This is a genomic window from Novosphingobium kaempferiae, assembly GCF_021227995.1.
GTDB classification, from domain to species: Bacteria; Pseudomonadota; Alphaproteobacteria; order Sphingomonadales; family Sphingomonadaceae; genus Novosphingobium; species Novosphingobium kaempferiae.
The window spans coordinates 2460506-2479190 of sequence record NZ_CP089301.1; the positions used below are offsets into that span (position 1 = coordinate 2460506).

At 66.0% G+C, this 18685-nt stretch carries 15 protein-coding genes; 4 read left to right on the forward strand and 11 right to left on the reverse strand.

All coding sequences use genetic code 11. The features are described from left to right. The first annotated feature begins 154 nt into the window (after positions 1-154). Complete coding sequence (locus tag LO787_RS11085) at positions 155-919, forward strand: sulfotransferase family protein (protein ID WP_232495889.1); 765 nt, start codon at positions 155-157, stop codon at positions 917-919. On the opposite strand, the gene LO787_RS11090 is transcribed toward LO787_RS11085, so the two are convergent. The 5 genes from LO787_RS11090 to LO787_RS11110 all read right to left on the reverse strand — a co-directional run bounded on the left by LO787_RS11090 (position 870) and on the right by LO787_RS11110 (position 6646). Then, positions 870-2693 carry a M2 family metallopeptidase gene (locus LO787_RS11090; RefSeq protein ID WP_232495890.1) on the reverse strand — a complete coding sequence of 608 codons (1824 nt, stop codon included), beginning with the start codon at positions 2691-2693 and terminating at the stop codon, positions 870-872. The genes LO787_RS11085 and LO787_RS11090 overlap by 50 nt on opposite strands. Before the next feature lie 386 nt (positions 2694-3079). After that, a complete protein-coding gene (locus tag LO787_RS11095; protein ID WP_232496296.1) occupies positions 3080-3676 on the reverse strand; it encodes an ABC-type transport auxiliary lipoprotein family protein in 597 nt (198 codons plus the stop codon). A 26-nt stretch (positions 3677-3702) separates the two neighbouring features. Further along, entirely contained in the window at positions 3703-4641 is a 939-nt protein-coding gene (locus tag LO787_RS11100) for an MlaD family protein (protein ID WP_232495891.1), read from the reverse strand. Positions 4642-4652: 11 nt separating this feature from the next. Beyond that, positions 4653-5534: an ABC transporter ATP-binding protein gene (locus LO787_RS11105; protein ID WP_232495892.1), complete on the reverse strand. Its 882-nt coding sequence runs from the start codon at positions 5532-5534 to the stop codon at positions 4653-4655. Beyond that, positions 5531-6646, reverse strand: a complete 1116-nt coding sequence (locus tag LO787_RS11110) for an ABC transporter permease (protein ID WP_232495893.1) — start codon at positions 6644-6646, stop codon at positions 5531-5533. Before LO787_RS11110 ends, LO787_RS11105 begins: the two co-directional genes overlap by 4 nt. A gap of 160 nt (positions 6647-6806) precedes the next feature. On the opposite strand from LO787_RS11110, the gene LO787_RS11115 reads away from it, so the two are divergent. The 3 genes from LO787_RS11115 (at position 6807) to LO787_RS11125 (ending at position 12080) form a co-directional block, all read left to right on the forward strand. Further along, entirely contained in the window at positions 6807-9512 is a 2706-nt protein-coding gene (locus tag LO787_RS11115) for a valine--tRNA ligase (RefSeq protein ID WP_232495894.1), read from the forward strand. Positions 9513-9897: 385 nt separating this feature from the next. Then, on the forward strand, positions 9898-10644 hold the full coding sequence (locus LO787_RS11120; protein WP_232495895.1) for a 7-carboxy-7-deazaguanine synthase QueE: 747 nt from the start codon (positions 9898-9900) through the stop codon (positions 10642-10644). Further along, positions 10641-12080: an MATE family efflux transporter gene (locus LO787_RS11125; RefSeq protein WP_232495896.1), complete on the forward strand. Its 1440-nt coding sequence runs from the start codon at positions 10641-10643 to the stop codon at positions 12078-12080. The genes LO787_RS11120 and LO787_RS11125 overlap by 4 nt, the downstream gene beginning before the upstream one ends. Before the next feature lie 32 nt (positions 12081-12112). On the opposite strand, the gene LO787_RS11130 is transcribed toward LO787_RS11125, so the two are convergent. From LO787_RS11130 to LO787_RS11155, 6 genes are all read right to left on the reverse strand, one after another. Further along, on the reverse strand, positions 12113-13774 hold the full coding sequence (locus tag LO787_RS11130; RefSeq protein WP_232496297.1) for an ATP-binding protein: 1662 nt from the start codon (positions 13772-13774) through the stop codon (positions 12113-12115). A gap of 114 nt (positions 13775-13888) precedes the next feature. Then, positions 13889-14641, reverse strand: a complete 753-nt coding sequence (locus tag LO787_RS11135) for a TIGR02186 family protein (protein ID WP_232495897.1) — start codon at positions 14639-14641, stop codon at positions 13889-13891. After that, the gene (locus tag LO787_RS11140) at positions 14638-15552 is read right to left on the reverse strand and encodes a sulfite exporter TauE/SafE family protein (RefSeq protein WP_232495898.1); all 915 of its coding nucleotides are present in this window, start codon (positions 15550-15552) and stop codon (positions 14638-14640) included. Before LO787_RS11140 ends, LO787_RS11135 begins: the two co-directional genes overlap by 4 nt. A 47-nt stretch (positions 15553-15599) precedes the next feature. Next, the gene (locus LO787_RS11145) at positions 15600-16694 is read right to left on the reverse strand and encodes a hypothetical protein (RefSeq protein ID WP_232495899.1); all 1095 of its coding nucleotides are present in this window, start codon (positions 16692-16694) and stop codon (positions 15600-15602) included. Continuing rightward, on the reverse strand, positions 16694-18154 hold the full coding sequence (locus tag LO787_RS11150; RefSeq protein WP_232495900.1) for a glycosyl transferase family protein: 1461 nt from the start codon (positions 18152-18154) through the stop codon (positions 16694-16696). Before LO787_RS11150 ends, LO787_RS11145 begins: the two co-directional genes overlap by 1 nt. A 99-nt stretch (positions 18155-18253) precedes the next feature. Further along, positions 18254-18685, reverse strand: a complete 432-nt coding sequence (locus tag LO787_RS11155) for a VOC family protein (RefSeq protein WP_232495901.1) — start codon at positions 18683-18685, stop codon at positions 18254-18256.

Below are 18685 nucleotides of genomic sequence, written 5' to 3' on the forward strand. Positions count from 1 at the left end.
GGCAATTCCTCCCCGACCTAATCTCGGGGAGGAATTGGCGCCCTACCCCACCCCCGGCTCGCCTCGAGGCAGGCCCTGCATCGTGCGGGGCGGGTTGCTTGAGTTGCAACATTGCGAAATCCTGCGCTCACCTTGCAACCTTACCCAGAGCGGCATGTACCAGCCGCCCTCCAGCAAGTCCGGCACGACCGGCATCAACCGCCTGATCGCTTCCGCCTTCGGCGTCCGCCTCGTCAGCGACGTGCCCGAGCGGCTGACCCGCTCGCCGATCCCCTACCGCCCCAATGCCCGGCGGCGCGCGCGGATCGACGCGATCCGTGACAGCGGCGTGCTGTTCATCCATGTCCCCAAGAACGCGGGCACATCGGTGTGCCACCAGCTCTACGGCACGCAGATCAAGCATGAGACGGTGCGCTATTACGCCAGCGTAGCGCCCGACGTGCTGGACCTGCCGAGCTTCGCGATCCTGCGCGATCCGGTCTGCCGGTTCCGTTCGGCCTTCGCCTATGCCCGCAGCGGCGGCACGCGCGACCGCGCCGTGGCGCGCCCGTTCAACGCGCGCTACCGGGCCTTCAGCCGGATCGACGACGCCATCGACCACCTCGCCTCGGCGCGCAGCCCGTTCGACGTCGACCACATCTTCCGGCCGCAGTCCTGGTATCTCAACGATGCGCAGGGCGCCTGCCGCGTGGACAGGCTGGTGCCGTACCATGAGATCGACCGGCTGGGGCAGATCACCGGCCTAGATGGCCTGACCGACCTGCCCCGCCTCAATCGCAGCAGCGCGCCCGCGCCGCTGGTGCTCAGCCCCCGGCAGGAAGCCTTCGTGAAGGACTTCTACGCCGAGGACTTCGCGTTGTGGGAGGAGATCACCAGCCCTGCGTCTCGCCCTTGTTCTGGGCGTCGAGCCACTTCTTGAGCGGCGCGAAGTAGTCCAGCATCGGCTTGGCGCTCATCTGCGGCGAGCCGGTGAAGGTCTTCAGCGCTTCGGGCCAGGGCTTCGACTGGCCCATCGCCAGCATCCTGTCGAGGTTCGCGCCGACCTTCTTGTCGCCGTAGAAGCTGCAACGGTGCAGCGGGCCCTTCCAGCCGGCCTGCTTGCACGCCGCCTGATAGAACTGGAACTGCAGGATGCGCGCGAGGAAGTAGCGCGTGTAAGGCGTGCTCGCCGGAACGTGATACTTCGCGCCCGCGTCGAAGGCGTCGTCCGGACGCGCCGAGGGCGGGGTGATGCCCTGATAGTCGAGGCGCATCTTGGTCCACGCCTTGTTGTATTCGGCGGGCTGGATGGTGCCGTCGAAGATCTGCCAGCGATAGCGGTCGATCAGCAGGCCGAACGGCAGGAACGCCACCTTGTCCATCGCCTGACGCAGCAGCAGGCCGATGTCCTTGTCGGCGCTGGGCACCTTCGCCTTGTCGAGCAGGCCGATCTGGACAAGGTACTGCGGGGTGATCGACAGCGCGATGAAGTCGCCGATCGCCTCGTGGAAGCCGTCGTTCGCACCGTTGAGGTAGAGGAACGGCTGCTTGTTGTAGGCGCGCTGGTAGTAGTTGTGGCCGAGTTCGTGGTGGATCGTCACGAAGTCCTCGGAATTGACCTTCGTGCACATCTTGATGCGGATGTCGTCCTTGTTGTCGACGTCCCATGCCGATGCGTGGCAGATCACCTCGCGGTCGGCGGGCTTCACGATCATCGAGCGGGTCCAGAACGTGCCCGGCAGCGGATCGAAGCCCAGCGAGGAGTAGAAGCCCTCGCCCGCCTTCACCATGTCGATCGGGGTCTTGTTCTGCGCCTTGAGCAGATCGCCGATGTCGTAGCCGAGATCGCCCGCACCCTGCGGCGCCACCAGCGGGTAGATGTTGCCCCACTCCTGCGCCCACATGTTGCCGAGCAGGTCGGCGCGGATCGGGCCGGTGCGCGGCTGCACGGCATCGCCGTACTTCTCGTTCAGCTTGCGACGCACATAAGTGTGCAGCGCGAGGTAGAGCGGCTTGGTCTCTTCCCAGAGGCGCTGCGTTTCCGCCGCGAACTGCTCGGGGCTCATGTCGTAGCCGGAACGCCACATCGCGCCGACGTCGGCGAAGCCCAGATCCTTCGCGCCCTGGTTGGCGATGCCGACCATCTTCGCGTAGTCGTCCTTGACGGGCTTGCCGACATTGTCGTGCCAGCTCGTCCACATCTCGGCGAATTCGGCGGGCGTGTGCTGGAGATTGCCCATCTCCGCCTCGATGTCGGAGCCGTTGATCGGCTTGCCGTCGAGCGTGCCCTTGCCCTTGCCATAGGTGGAGGACATGCGGGTGTTGATCTCGGCGAGCTGCGCGGCGGCGCCCGCCGTGCTCGGTGCGGGGAGCACGATGCCCTGCCGCAGGATGCCCAGCTTGCGCGACACGTTGGCGTCGAGGCCCTGCACCTTGGCGAACTTCGCGGCCTCGACCGCATACTTCACCTGCTTCTCGGTACCCTCGCCGTTCGACTTGGCGGCGAGCGCGTCGCTGTCGTCGTTGATGTAGGTGTAGTTGAGCCAGTTGATCCGGTTGTTGTCGAGCGAGAAGTCGAACAGATCCTTCTCGGCATCGGCGACGAACTTCGCCGCGCCCTCAGCGGTGACGGGATAGTCCTCGGCGTGCGCGGGCACGGCGACGAAGGACAGCCCGGCGGCGAGCGCGGCCAGTGCGGTTGACGCGAATTTCATGGGGGGAACCTCTCTGAGCCTTTGAATGGCGCGGAGACTAGTCGCCCTTGTCGTGAGATCAACCGCTGGGTGGTGATTTCCCCGGTTGCAGCGAAAGGCGAAGCCTGAGCGGCCAAGATGCGCCAAGCCGAGGGGGCTTCGACAGCCTCAGCCTGAGCGGGAACCCGTCAGTTCGTCATTGCGAGCGCAGCGAAGCAATCCAGCGGCGTGGGCCGACCGTGGATTGCTTCGCTGCGCTCGCAATGACGAATTGGCGGCGAATGGCCCGCGCCCAGTCGCGGAAGGCATTCCCTCAAATCCGCTCAGGCTGAGCCTGTCGAAGCCCCCGCCAATAGCACTCACCTGAAGACAGCCAGCGGTCCCGGGTCGAGCCCGGGACGACGGGCCTACTTCACCCAGTCCGCAACCTGCCGCGCCACGTCGTTCGCCGCCTGGTTGAGCGCCGCGCCGACAGGCTTGGCCTTGGCCTCGACGCCGTTCACCACGGCCTCGAAGCGGCGGGTCTGGACCGGGCCGGTGCCGCGATCGGTGCGCATCGCATCGAAGCGCACGACGACCGCCTGCTTCTGCGCATCATAGCCCATCTGCAGCAGGCGACCGCCGAGCAGCGTCCTGCCGGTCGTCTCGAAGTCGCCGCCCTCGACCACCATCTGCCCGGTGCGGGCACGCAGCGTCTCGGCCAGCAGCGAGCGGAACTGGCGCGCGGGGCGCTCCACCCACAGCGCATCCTTGAGATAGGCGACGCTGGCGGCATCGACCGTCACCGGCACGCGCAGCACGTCGAGCCCACGGTCGGTTTCCGGGTCCATCACGAAGATGGCGTCGGTCAGCTGCGCGCTGACAGTCGCCCCGGCGGGCGCGCTTTCCTCGGGCGTGAGCTTGAGCAGCTCGTCCGGCGGCTTGGTGCCAAGGCTGACGCAGCCGGACAGGGCCAGCGCGGCCGCGGCGGAGAGCAGGCCATGGCTCAGGCGGATGTTGCGCATCGTGATACCCCTCAAGGCCAGATTCCTCATGGCTTGTAGTCGGGCAGCTTCTGCCCCTTGAGCAGCGCGCCTGCGCCCTGCTCGTCGATCTTCTCAGTCAGGCTGCGCAGCGCCTTGCTGGTGGCGCGCAGGTCGCGGATCGCGCTTTCGGCGGCGGGCAGCGTCTGCTGCGACACCTGATCAAGCGCGGGCTGCGCATGCTGCATCGTCTTGTTCAACTGGTCCATCGACTGCTGCGCGGAGGCCAGCGTCTGGCGCAGTTGCTCGGCCAGCGAGTTGCCTTCGTCGCCGAGCAGGCTGTCCGCCTTGCTTGCCACGCCCTCGAACGCGCTGAGCGTGCGGGTCGCCTGCTGGAGCGCGCCCTGCAGGTCGGTCATCGTCGCGCGCAGCTGCGGCGTCGCCTGCGACAGATCCTTGGTCATCTTGTCGGTATTCGCGAGGATGCCGGTGATCGACTTGCGGTTTTCCGCGCTCATCAGCTGGTTGAGGTTCTCGGTCAGCGTCGCCAGCCGCTCCATCAGCAGCGGGGCGTTGGACAGCAGTTCGCCGAAGCCGCCGCGCTTGGTCGGGATGACGGGGACGCCTTCCGGGCCGGGATCGGTCAACAGCGGCGCGCCCTTGACCGCGCCTTCGAGCTGGATGTCGGACACGCCGGTAAAGCTGCCCTGGATCGTCGCGGTGGTGCCCACGGTGATCGGCACCTTCTGGTCAACCTTCACGCGCACGCGCACGAAGCTGGGATCCTGCGGCCACAGCTCGATCTGCGTGACCTGCCCCGAAGGCACGCCCGCGTAGCCGACCTCCGACCCCTTCGCGAGCCCGTCGACCGACTGCTTGAAGAAGATGTCGTATTCGTTCTTCGCCCCGTCGCCAAGGCGGGCGATCCAGATGACGAAGGCCGCGAGCGCCGCCAGCAGCACCAGCGTGACGACCCCGACCCAGACGTGATTGGCCCGTGTTTCCATCGCCTGCGTCCCTATGCCTCCGACCTGTTGCTATCCACATCGGACGGCGAGCTTGTGTCAACGGCCGCTGCCGTGTCCTGTTCCGGCGCAACCGCCGGGTCGTGTTTCGCGGCGAGAGCCGCACGGCCGCGCGGGCCGTTGAAGTATTCCTGTATCCACGGATGGTCGAGCGCGAGCAATTCCGGGATCGTGCCCACCGCGATGACCTTCTTGTCCGCCAGCACCGCCACCCGGTCACAGATGGCATAGAGCGTGTCGAGGTCGTGCGTGATGAGGAAGACGGTGAGCCCCAGCGTCTCCTTCAGTTCGCGCGTCAGGCTGTCGAACGCGGCGGCGCCGATCGGGTCGAGGCCCGCGGTCGGCTCGTCGAGGAACAGCAGTTCCGGGTCCAGCGCCAGCGCGCGAGCAAGGCCGGCGCGCTTCTTCATGCCGCCCGAAAGCTCGCTCGGATACTTGAACGCCGCGTTCTCGGGCAGGCCGGAGAGGCGTACCTTGAAGCGGCCGATCTCAGCGCGCAGGTCGTCGGTGATCTCGGGGAAGAACTGCTTGAGCGGCACTTCCACGTTCTCGCCCACGGTCAGCGTGGAGAACAGCGCGCCGCCCTGGAACAGCACGCCCCAGCGCGAGCGCAGGTCGATGTCCTCGTCCTCGGTCGCCTCGCCCATCCTGTGGCCGAGCACGGTGATGCTGCCGTCGGTCGGCTGCTGGAGGCCGATGATCGAGCGCATCAGCACCGACTTGCCGGTGCCCGATCCGCCGACGACGCCCAGGATCTCGCCCTTGCGGACCTTGAGGTCGAGGTTCTCGTGAATGACATGCTCGCCGAAGCTGTTGCGCAGCCCTTCGACGAGGATCGGGTACTCGCCCTGATAGTCGTCGGACAGGTCCGTCATGCCCAACCGATCTTGGTGAAGAAGATGGCGAAGAAGGCGTCGAGCACGATCACGGTGAAGATCGCCGTGACCACCGCCTGCGTGGTGCGCGCGCCGACTTCCTCGGCGTTGGCCGTCACCTGCATGCCCTGATAGCAGCCCGCCAGCGCCACGATCAGCGCGAAGACCGGGGCCTTGATGAGGCCGATCCACACGTCGGTGATCGGCACAACTTCCTGCGTGCGCTGGAGGAAGGTCCAGAACGGAATGTCGAGCGCAAGGTCGCCGATCACCGCGCCGCCGATGATCGCGAGGACCGAGCTGTAGAAGCCCAGCAGCGGCATCATCAGCATCGAGGCCAGCACGCGCGGCACCACGAGCGCCTGCACCGGCGAGACGCCGATGGTGCGCATGGCGTCGACTTCCTCGGTCAGCTTCATCGTGCCGATCTGCGCCGCGAAGGCCGATCCGGAGCGCCCGGCGACCATGATCGAGGTCATCAGGATGCCCAGTTCGCGCATGGACAGGCGGCCGGTGAGGTTGATCGTGTAGAACTCCGCGCCGAACTGCGCGAGCTGCACCGCGCCCTGCTGCGCGATGACGATCCCGATGAGGAAGCTCATCAGCCCGATGATCCACAGCGAATTGATGCCCACATACTGCATGTGGAAGATCAGCGCCGTGCCGCGCAGCTTGGATGGGCGACGCAGGACCGCGCCCAGCGCCGTGACAAGTTCGCCGAAGAAGGACAGCACCTTGATGATGCCGTGCCCCCAATTGGCCATCAGGTCGCCCAGTTCGGCGATCTGGCGGGTGATGAAGGGCAGCTTGGGTTCGGGCTCGCACTCATGTTCGTGCATGTTGCCGATGGCGGCGAAGAGGCGGCGGGCCTGCTCGCTCTCGCCGGTGATCTCAAGCCCGCGCCGATTGGCGTAGTACGTCACCAGCCAGGCGCCGGTGGTGTCGATGTCGGTCACGCCGGACATGTCGACGCGGGTGAAATTCCCGCTCAACTTGTGCAGCTTGGCGTCGAGATTGCCCAGCGAGTGAACGCACAGCGCCCCCTTCAGCGCCAGGACATGGTCGGCGCCTTGGTCGTTTTCCGACAGGGTGAATTCAGCCCATTCCCGCATGTTCGCTCGCTTTGGGGGAAAAACCTTGGACCGGCAAGATGTTCCATGGTGGCGACGAAGTGTGACGTTTGTGTTTCTGCGACTGGTTCGCACATGCATGCGGCAAAACCGTGGCAATGCAAACTTGCGCCCAAACCCGCGCTTTGGCATGGCCCCCGCCATGACCGACCAGATCGCAGAACCCGCTCTCGACAAGACCTTCGACCCCGCCGGGATCGAGGCCAAGTGGTACGCCCACTGGGAGCAGAACAACCTGTTCCGCCCCGAGCGTCCCGACGCGCAGCCCTTCACCATCGTCAACCCGCCACCGAACGTCACGGGATCGCTGCACATCGGCCACGCGCTCGACAACACGCTGCAGGACGTGGTGATCCGCTACGAGCGCCTGCGCGGCAAGGATGCACTGTGGGTGGTCGGCACCGACCACGCGGGCATCGCGACGCAGATGGTGGTCGAGCGCCAGATGGAAGCGAAGCAGGACAAGCGCACCAACTACACGCGCGAGCAGTTCATCGAGAAGGTCTGGGAATGGAAGGCCGAAAGCGGCGGCACCATCACCGGCCAGCTGCGCCGCCTCGGCTGCTCGATGGACTGGAGCCGCGAGCAGTTCACCATGGACCCGCATTTCACGAAGGCCGTGGTCAAGGTCTTCGTCGACCTGCACAGGCAGGGCCTGATCTACCGCGACAAGCGGCTGGTGAACTGGGATCCCAAGCTCAAGACCGCGATCAGCGACCTTGAGGTTGAGACGCGCGAGATTCAGGGCCACTTCTGGCACTTCCGCTATCCGCTGTCCGACGGCTCGGGCCACATCACCGTCGCCACCACGCGCCCGGAGACGATGCTGGCCGACATGGCCGTCGCGGTGAACCCGAACGACGAGCGCTACAAGCCGCTGCTGGAGCGCGGGGCCACAGTCACCCTGCCGATCACGGGCCGCGAGATCCCCATCGTCGCCGACGAGCACGCCGACCCGGAACTGGGCTCGGGTGCGGTGAAGATCACCCCGGGGCATGATTTCAACGACTTCGAGGTCGGCAAGCGCGCCGGGATCGAGGCGCGCGACATGCTCAACATGCTCGATGCCGAGGCGAAGGTCTGCCAGACCGCCGACGGCCTTATCCCGCACCCCTTCCTCGGCCTCGACCGCTTCGAGGCGCGCGCCGCCGTGGTCGCGGAGATGAAGGAGCTGGGCCTCCTGATCCCGCACGTCACCAAGGACAAGGAAGGCAACCCGGTCGAGCACGACGCCGAGCCGCGCACCATCGCGACGCCCTACGGCGACCGCGGCGGCGTGGTGATCGAGCCGTGGCTGACCGACCAGTGGTACGTCGATGCCGCCACCCTCGCCATCCCGCCTATGGAAGCGGTGCGCAACGGCTCGATCGAGATCGTCCCGAAGTCGTGGGAGAAGACCTTCTTCAACTGGATGGAGAACATCCAGCCGTGGTGCGTCAGCCGCCAGCTCTGGTGGGGCCACCGCATCCCGGCGTGGTACTCGGAAGACGGCGAGATTTTCGTCGCCGAGACCGAGGAAGAGGCGCAGGCCCTTGCCGGCAACAAGGCGCTGACCCGCGACAGCGACGTGCTGGATACGTGGTTCTCCTCGGCCCTGTGGCCTTTCGCCACGCTGGGCTGGCCCGATCAGGACTCGGCGCTGCTCGCCAAGCATTACCCGAACGACCTGCTCGTCTCGGGCTTCGACATCCTGTTCTTCTGGGATGCGCGCATGGCGATGCAGGGTATTCACTTCATGAAGGAAGTGCCGTGGAAGCGGCTCTACCTGCATGGTCTGGTACGCGCCGCCGACGGGCAGAAAATGTCGAAGTCCAAGGGCAACGTCGTCGATCCGCTGGGCCTCATCGACCAGTACGGCGCCGACGCGCTGCGCTTCTTCATGACCGCCATGGAGAGCCAGGGCCGCGACGTGAAGATGGATGAGAAGCGCGTCGAGGGGTATCGCAACTTCGCCACGAAGCTGTGGAACGCCGCGCGCTTCTGCCAGGCTAATGGGATCATTGGCGGCATCGTCGGCCGCGAAGGCTCGATCGCCGCGCCCAAGGCGACTTCGGCGGTCAACCGCTGGATCATCGGCGAAGTGGTCGAGACCGTCGCCGCGCTTGACAGGGCGATGGCCGACCTGCGCTTCGACGCCGCCGCCAACGCGATCTACCACTTCGTCTGGAACCAGTTCTGCGACTGGTACATCGAACTCATCAAGGGTCAGTTCGATGACGAGACCAAGGCCGTCGCCGGTTGGGTGCTCGACCAGATCCTCGTCATGCTTCACCCCTTCATGCCCTTCGTCACCGAAGAGCTGTGGAGCAAGACCGGCGAGCGCGCGCACGAACTGATCGTCGCCGCATGGCCCGCGCCCGAGGCTGCGGTGGACGCCGGGGCCAAGGCCGAAGTCGAATGGCTGATCGCCCTCGTCGGCAACCTGCGCGGCGCCAAGGCCGAACTCGGCATCTCGCCGGGCGCGCGCCTCTCCGCCTACCTCGCCGATCCCTCGGCCGAGACGCGCGCGATCATCGAGCGCAACCCGGCCGTCGTGGACCGCCTCGCCCGCCTTGAGCCCATCCGCTTCGAGGCGGCTCCGGCAGGGGCTGCGATGCAGGTCGGCGCAGGCGATGCGATGCTGGCGATCCCGCTCGAAGGCGTGATCGACATCGCCGCCGAGAAGGCCCGTCTGGAAAAGGCGCTGGCGACTTCGGCCAAGGAACGCGACTCGCTGGGCAAGCGCCTCGAAAACCCCGCCTTCGTCGAGAAGGCCAAGCCCGAAGCGGTCGAGAAGGCCAAGGCCGACCACGCCGCCCACTCCGCCGAAGCGGAGCGGCTCGCGGCGGCGCTGGCGAGGCTCGGGTAAGCTCCTCCCCCATCGGGGGAGGGGGACCACCCGCAGGGTGGTGGAGGGGCACGCGGCGGATCACTTGCCCTCGAAAGGCGGCGCTGTCTGAGGTGCGCGCAGCGAGGTCCGGTGATCCCGATGGTGCCCCTCCACCATGCTTCGCATGGCCCCCCTCCCCGTTCCGGGGAGGAACTGCGCTTTCCTACTCGTCCTGCGTCTGGCACCCTCGCGCCATGACCACTATCCAGCCGCATAAGGTGACACATCGAGCGCACAAGGCGACACTTTCGCCCCGCAAGGTGACACCTCACCCTCGCAAGGCGACACTTTCAGCCCCGGGTGACACCTTTTCCCTCTGGACCGTGTAAACCGTGTAAACCTGTCACCTTATGACACCCGAACGATGACCCTCACCTTAGCCACCACCACCCCCGGCCAGCCGGAAATCTTCGCCTCGCTGCAGGGCGAAGGCCCGTCCATGGGCCGCCCGAGCACGTTCGTGCGCCTGTCGCGCTGCAACCTCGCGTGCCAGTGGTGCGACACTGCCTACACATGGCGCTTCACCGGCGACAACCGCTTCCACCGCGACGACCTCGCCTTCGAGCGGCAGGAAAACCAGGTGAAGATGGAGGAGGCGGAACTGGCGCAGGCGGTGGCCGATCTCGTCCCCGACCGCCTCGTCATCACCGGCGGCGAGCCGCTGCTGCAAGGCGCGGCGCTGGCCCGCATGGTCGCCGCGCTCGACGAGATCCGTCCCGGCATGCATGTCGAGATCGAGACGAACTCCACCGTCGCGCCGCACGCCGCGCTCGACGCGCGGGTGAACCAGTACAACGTCAGCCCCAAGCTGGCGCACAGCGGCAACCCCGCCGACCTCGCCCTGCTGCCCGACCGCCTTGCGGCATGGGCCGCCGAACCGCGCGCCTTCTTCAAGTTCGTGGTGGCGAAGCCCGAAGACCTCGACGAAGTCATGGCGCTGCAACAGGCTTACACCATCCCCGGCAACCGCCTGTTCCTGATGCCAGAGGGCCGCTCCAGCGATGTCATCCGGGAACGGTCAGGCTGGCTGGCGGATTTCTGCTCGACTAATGGACTGCGCTTCACCGACCGCTTGCACATCCACCTCTGGGGCGACACGAGAGGGACATGAACGAAGCATCGCCCATCCCGCTGTGCGAGGACAGCTCGACCGCCGACAAGCCGCAGGAGGAAGCCGCCGCGCGCCCCGCGATGCGCGGTGATCTCACCAAGGGACCGATCCTGAAGACGCTGCTGTTCTTCTCGATCCCGATGCTGGTCTCGAACGTCCTCCAGACGCTGAACGGATCGGTCAACGCGATCTGGGTCGGCCGCCTGCTGGGCGAGAGCGCGCTGGCGGCGACGGCTAACGCCAACATCGTGATGTTCCTCGTCTTCGCCGCCGTGTTCGGCTTCGGCATGGCGACCACCGTGCGCGTCGGCCAGCACTTCGGCGCGCGCGACATCGAGGCGGCGCGGCGCACCTTCGGCACCGGCGTCGGCTTCTGCATCCTGATCTCGATCGCCACCGGGGTGATCGGCTGGTTCGGGGCGGGCGCGCTGCTCGATGCGCTCGGCACGCCCGCCGTCAGCCGCACCGACGCGCTCGATTACCTGCGCGTGATCTTCATCACGCTGCCGCTCGCCACCGTGAACATGATGGTGTCGATGGGCATGCGCGGCGTCGGCGATTCCAAGACGCCGCTCTACGCGATGATCATCGCGGTCGTGCTCGACATCGCATTCAACCCGCTGCTCATCATCGGCGTCGGCCCGTTGCCGACGCTGGGCGTCGCGGGCTCGGCCATCGCCACCGCGCTCGCCAACACGGCGGGGATGCTGTTCCAGATCTGGGTGATCTACCGCAAGGATCTGCCGCTGCGCCTGCGCGGCGCCGAACTCGGCTACCTCAGCCCGCGCGGCGAGGACTTGCACTATGTGCTGGCCAAGGGCCTGCCGATGGGCGCGCAGATGCTCATCGTATCGTCGGCGGGCCTCATCATGATCAGCCTCATCAACCGCGAGGGGCTGAACGCCGCTGCCGCCTACGGCGCATCGCTCCAGCTGTGGAACTACCTCCAGATGCCCGCCTTCGCGATCGGCTCCGCGGTCAGCGCAATGGTCGCGCAGTCGCTGGGCGCGGGGGACCATGGCCGCGTCGACAAGGTGACGACGATCGGCCTCGTCACCAACCTCGTGATGTCGAGCGCGCTGGCCGCGCTGATCGTTGGCTTCGACCGTCCGCTGCTCGCGCTGTTCCTCGGCGGCAACAGCCCGGCGATGCCGATCGCCGAGCACATCCAGCTCGTCTGCACGAGTTCGTTCGTGATCGTCTCGATCACCATGATCCTCACCGGCACGATGCGCGCCTACGGCGCCGTCGTCGCCCCGCTGGTGATCCTGTTCGTCGGGCTCTATCCGGGGCGCCTCGGGTTCTACGCCCTCGCCCGCCCGCTGATCGGCAGCGACGCGGTCTGGTGGGCCTTCCCGGTGGGCTCCGGCCTGACGGTGCTGATCTCGCTCGGCTACTACCGCTGGGGCAAGTGGCGGGCGGCTTTCAAGCTCTGAGCCTGCCGCCCACGGGTTTACCGCCCCAGTACTTACCGCCCCTGGGCGCGCCACCTCTGAACGGTGCGCAGGACCATCTCCTCCTCGCCGCCGGTCTGGTTCCATAGCTGGGTGAACGAGGGGTCGGCGGAGGCAGGACGCTTGCGCTCCTCAAGGTCGTCGAAAGCGACGCGCATCGGGATCGCCACGCCCTCGCCGCAGACGATGCACTCGCGGTTGCGCAGCGCGGGAATCGAATCGAGGAACCCGCGTGCGCCCTCCGGCATGGCCGCGCGCACGAAGGCCTGATCGCGCTCGTTGTTGAGGCGCATCGAGATGATGGTGCCGCACTGCGACAGCACGCCCTCGGCCAGATCGGAGGGCCGCTGCGTGATGAGGCCGAGCGAGATGCCGTACTTGCGGCCCTCCTTGGCGATGCGCGAAAGGATGCGCCCGACCGAGGAACCATCGGCGTTCCGCTCGTTCGGCACGTAGCGGTGCGCCTCTTCGCAGACGAGCAGGATCGGCCGCGTCTCCTCCTCGCGCGCCCAGACCGCGAAGTCGAAGACCATGCGGCTGAGCACCGCGACGACGGTGGAGGTGATCTCGGTCGGCACGCCCGACACGTCGATGATCGAGATCGGCCGCCCGCGCGACGGCAGACGGAACAGTTTCATGATGAAGTCCGCCATCACGTCGCCCACCAGCATGCCCGAGAACATGAACTGGTAGCGCGGGTCGGACTTCAGTTCGTCCAGCTTGTTGCGGATGCGCAGGTAGGGCGCGCTGGTGTGCCCCTTGTCGAGCTTGCCCATCGCGTTGTTGAGGATGTTGCCAAAGTCCGACAGCAGATAGGGAATCGGCGAATCCACCGTGATCTTGCCCATCTGCTCGGCCAGCCGGTTCTTCGACCGCGCCTCCAGCAACGCCTTGCCGAGAATTTCGGCATCCAGTTGCCGCTCGTCCCCGCGCGAGGTCAGGAGGATCTCGCAGTGCTCCTCGAAGTTCATCAGCCAGTACGGCATCTGGAGGTTCGAGACGTCGAGGATCACGCCGGTATCGCGGAACGCCGCCGCATATTCGCCGTGCGGATCGACCATGATGATGTGCCCCTCAGGCGCATGGTCGCAGATGCGATGAAGGATCAGCGCGGCGCTGGTCGACTTGCCGGTGCCGGTGGAACCCAGCAGCGCGAAATGCTTGCCCAGCAGCGCATCGACATAGAGCCCCGCGCGGATGTCCTTGGTGGGATAGACGTTGCCGACCTGGATCGCCGAGCGGCCGTCACTGGCGTAGATCTGCCTGAGATCGTCGCTCGTCGCCGGATAGACCAGCGCACCGGGGATCGGATAGGCGGTGACGCCGCGACGGAAGCCATGGATGCGGCCGGTCAGGCGCTCCTCCAGCCCCTCGCCGAGAAAGTCGATTTCCGACACTACGCCCGCGACGCGTCCGTCCTGCTTCTGATTGCGCACGTTGGCGAGCAGCCAGCCGGTCCCGACCCGGATTTTGACTTGGCTGCTGACCTGTCCCGACATCGCGACCGAAGGGTCGGCATCGCCGCCGATCTCGTGCAGACGCTCCATGTCGAAGGCGACGCGGCTGCCCGCACCGCTGATGTCGAGCACGACGCCGATCGGGTCCAGCCCGTTCACGGCCGTCAGGCTCGCATCCTCGCGGGTGCCCTGGAACGTGTCGAGACCATCGAGGTGCATCTGCTTCGTCAACCCATCGCGCTTGTTTCGCAACCGATTGCGGTGCCTATCAGCCGCTAGGTTAATTTCCCCCTAAGGCGATCACCAGTGAACGGAACCGGTAGCGATCAAGGATCAGATCAGCGCGAACAGACGCCCTGCCAGCCACCCCATCGCGACCGACACGAAAACCGCGAGCAGGCCATAAGCGAAACCGTAGTTTTCCGCGAAATTGGCGATCGCGCGCTCGACGCCCAACTTGCGCACCTCCACCTGGCTGCTTGCGGAGGCGACCACCCTGCCCTTGGAAATGGCGAAAGTCTCGGCCGTATAGATGCCGGTCGGCACGCGCGATGGAAGTTCGATGCGTGCCTGATAGAGCACCTGTTCCTTGACCGTGACGCCGCCCTCCTGCTCGCGGTACAGACCGGTACGGCGGTTGAGATCGACCAGCCCCCCGGAGAACCGCGTCTGCTCCTCCGGGTCGATCGCGCCGATGGGGGACAACTGCAGCCACTTGAGGCCGAGCTCGTAGATCGCGGCGGTCTTGTCGTCGACGATATCGGCGATAGGGCGGCTGGAGGCGATGGCGTAATAGCTCGGCGCGCTGCGCAGTTCGGTGCTGGCCGCGTTGATCCAGATGCCCGCGACCTTCTGCTTTTCGCGCAGCACGATCGACTGGGTTGGCCCTTTCAGCACCACGACGATGTCATAGTCCTGCGCGGCTCGGGAACCTTCAGGTGTAAGAACGGCTCCGAACAGCAACAGTTCGGTGCCGGTGAACCCCTGTTGCAGATCGACCTCATGCTGCGAGATCTCAGGCACGAGGATCGGATCGCGCGCGCCCGTCAGCGCGAAAAGCGTCAGCAGGGCGAGCAGCACTCTCACAGCGGCGCTACCGTGTAAATCTCGTCCGGCCGATAGCCGAGGCCCAGCGCCATTCTCCCCGCGACCAGCAGCACGATCACGGCAAGGACCAGACGCAGCTTCACCGGGCTCGCCTTCTGGGCAAACTGCGCGCCGACCTGCGCTCCGGACACCGATCCCAGCAGCAGCAGCGAGGCGAGCACGATGTCCACGGCATGCGTGGTCAGCGCATGCATCATCGTCGTCGCCATCGTCACGAAGAGGATCTGGAACAGCGACGTGCCGACGACCACGTTGGCGCTCATGCCCAGGATGTAGAGCATCGCCGGAACCAGCACGAAACCGCCGCCGATGCCCATCAGCATGGTCAGGATGCCGGTGCCGATCCCCAGCAGCAGCGGTGCCAGCGGAGAGATGTAAAGGCCCGAGCGATAGAACCGCCAGCGCATCGGCAGGCTGGCCACCATGGGGTGATGCCGCCGCTTCCTAGCCGCGATGGGCACGCCCGTCCGCTCGGCCCGGATCGACTGGATGCTCTCCTTGGCCATCAGTCCGCCGATGGAGCCTAGCAGCACCACGTAGAGGATGTTGATGACCGTATCGATCTGGCCGAGCCGTTCGAGCAGGTTGAACAGCAGCGAGCCGAGCCCCGTGCCGATAATGCCACCCGCCACCATGACCGCGCCCATCTGGTAGTCCACGCCGCCCCGCCGCGTATGCGCGAAGACGCCCGAGACGCTGGCGCCCGTCACCTGGCTGGCAGCGGAAGCCGCGGCCACCGTCGGCGGGATGCCGTAGAAGATCATCAGCGGAGTCGTCAGGAATCCGCCACCGACGCCGAACATGCCCGAAAGCACGCCGGTCAGCGCTCCGAGGCCGACGATGATGAGACCGTTGACCGAGAGATTGGCGATGGGGAGATAGACGTCCATTGCGGCTCCCTCGCTACCGCAGCATGGCGTCGCGGAAAAGCCGCGTTTCAGAATCCTGCGGAAAGCGTCACGGCGGGGCCTGAGCCGGGTACTGCATCGCCCGCGAGGCGGAAGCGCCAGTCTACTGCGACCCGTCCGTTCATCCCGCGACCGAGCGGCATCGCGACCGAAGCGCTCGGTCCGGCGTCAAGCCGCGCTGCGCCCTTCTGCGCCCCGCCCCATACACCTGCACCCAGCCGCGCATCGACCGAGCCAAGCCGCACGAGCCTGCGATCTGCCCTGAACTGTCCATCGACAAACGGAGTCGCGTATCGACCCGCGACATAGCCCGCCTGCGCATAAGCTTCGCCGCGCAGACCTAAGGGAAGGCGGAAAGGTGGCAACTCGGTGATCGCCATCGCGGCACCCTGAATTCTTCGCTGGCCGCCCTGATCGGTCACGCGCCCCTCCAGTGCCGCAACCACCGGTATCGCGATGATGGGTCGGGCGGATAGTCCAAGCGCCGCAGCCGTCTCGCGAATCATGCCGGTGGAAGACGTGCTGCGCAAATAGACGGTCGGTCGATGCGCATTGCCTAGCGCCAGCCGATATCGCAGCACTCCGCCAGCCTGGCTCGCTCCATAGGTAGCGGGCAGCAGCCCCGCGGGGGATGGAGCGCCCATATCGTCACGCCGCAACATTGCCCATGCGTCCATCGACCAGCGACGCTGGCGCTGCGGCGCGATCGGCGAGCCAGGCGGCGATGCGGGAGTAGTGCCCACCACCTCCGGAGCGTAGAACTTCGGCAACTCTTCGATTTCCGCGAAACCTTGGCGCAGATGCGACAAGCCCGAAGTTTCGGGGAATGGCCGCAGCGTCGAGTGAATTGCGGGCTGCGCAGACCATGACGGCACAGCCTGTACAATGTAGCGGACAAGGCTCGGCGTACCGGGTTCGCCAACAGTCATTGCTTCATAGGAACCAGGATAGCTTGCTCCCGATCCGGGCATCGACTGCGCACCGGCGACGTAGGTGTCCGGGACAGCCGCAGTAGCCTGTGCGGCCTGCGGTTCCCACGTCGCCGCACGACCGCCCGCCCAGCCTGCCAGAAGTGCCAGCAGCGCGAACAGCGGATGCCCCCGCGTCAAGGTGCCGCCCTTCATCACGCCGCCATCCCCAACTGCGGGGCAGGCTCATAGACCGTCGGATGCCCTTCGTGAGAAGTCTTCTCCCAACGCACGGCCTCCCCACGCAAGGTGCGGGCGTAACCCCGGAAGGCCTTCGCTCCGGCGCAGATGGCGATGACATTTGCGATCAGCACACGCGGTATGGCGCCGAGCCCTTCGATCACCCCATACTCGCGCGCGGTGAAGAAGAAGCGTGACGCGGATCGCCACAGGAAACTGGCAAAGCAGATCCCGAGCAAAGCCTGCAACAGCGACGAGAAGGCCATGTGCGGAATCTGGCCGATCAGTCCGCTGCATCTGCCCAGCCAGAGGGCAACGTCGATAGCCAGCACCGTGTAACCGCAGGCGAGCACGATCGCCGTCAACGGCCCGCGACGGTCACGCAACGCCATCCACGTGTCGGCCAGTCCGCTCGTCCAGCCGAGCCGCTCCCAGCCCTGAAAGGCTATACCATGCACCCAGCGGGACTTCTGCCGCACCGAGTCGGCAAGGCGTGCCGGAAAGTACGCCCGGGTCGCTACCAGAGAGCCTGCGGCATCTCGGACCCGCAGAAACTTCGACGCCCCTCCCTCCCGCCGGATGAGGAGGCCGAGTTCATAGTCTTCGGTCAGGCACTCTGCCGCGAACGGTCCATCACTCCGATCCCGCCGCCGTGCGATCCTGGCGATGATTTCGCGTGAGAAGCCACAGCCCACCCCGGCTGCCGGAATCGCTGCACCCAGCGCGTCGCGCACCACCATGGCCTTGCCGTGCGATTCGGCGAACTCGTCCGCATAGTGTGCAGATACCCATGGCGACGCGTGCATGAGTTCCGGACAGACCGGCAATTGCACGAAGTCGGCGCGATCGAGCGCGCCATCGATGACTGCCAGTTCGGCGGGATGCACCATGTCCTCGGCGTCATGAAGGACGACGGAGCGAAACCTCCAGCGATTGCGTCCTTCGTCATCGCAGAGCGCGGAGTACACGCCATTGAGGCAGTCCGCCTTCGTCGTCGGCCCGGGCCTGCGATTGATGACAAGCCGGAGTCGAGGATCGCCCGCCGCAGCCGCAACGACTTCCGCGATGGTGCCCGGATCGTTGGGATAGCAGCCGACGTAAAGTGTGAAACTCTGTTGAGGCCAGGCCGACAGCGCATGCCGGACGGTATGACCGATGACCTCGGCTTCCCGCCAGGCAGCGATCAGGATCGTGGCGCGGCCTGACAACGCAGCCGAAGCCTGAGACTGGACGATCCGTCCGTCGCGCCCCTTGCCTGTAAGGCGCAGTGCTATCCAGCAGACATCGATCGCAAATTCGTCGAGAGCGCCAACCACGAACCAGAATGCGACGAACAGTAGCAGTTCGTGCTCGAACGCCTGTAAACCGGTAATAACGCCGAGTAACGCCTGCGATGCCTGCACGTCTTCCCCCTGGCTGCCGCCGACGACAGACACCCCCGTGTTCTATCGTCGGCCCAGCTTATGAGCAGCGACGGCACCTCGGCAAACGTGATTACGCGCAATTTCACAAAGTTAACGCGACGTTGGCCTCGCTTACCAGCTACCTACGTTTGGCATGCTGGCCCATGGTTCTGCCGGTTCGAGACGGCCGTCCTGCAACAGTTCGATGGAGATACCATCGGGCGTGCGGATGAAAGCCATGTGGCCATCGCGCGGAGGACGATTGATCGTCACACCGCCGTCCTGAAGGCGCTGGCAGGTCTCGTAGATGTCCTGAACCTGGAACGCGAGGTGACCGAAATTCCGGCCGCTCTGATAGGTTTCGGCGGAACCGTCCTCGGACGGCCAGTTGTAGGTGAGTTCGACCTCGGTCTCCTCCTGACCCGGAGGCGCAAGATAGATCAGCGTGAATCGACCCTGTTCGCTGGAGAATCGGCGCGTTTCCTTCAATCCGATCAACTCGAAGAATCGGATCGTCTCGTCGGGATCGGACACACGGATCATGGTGTGGAGGTAGCGGGTCAT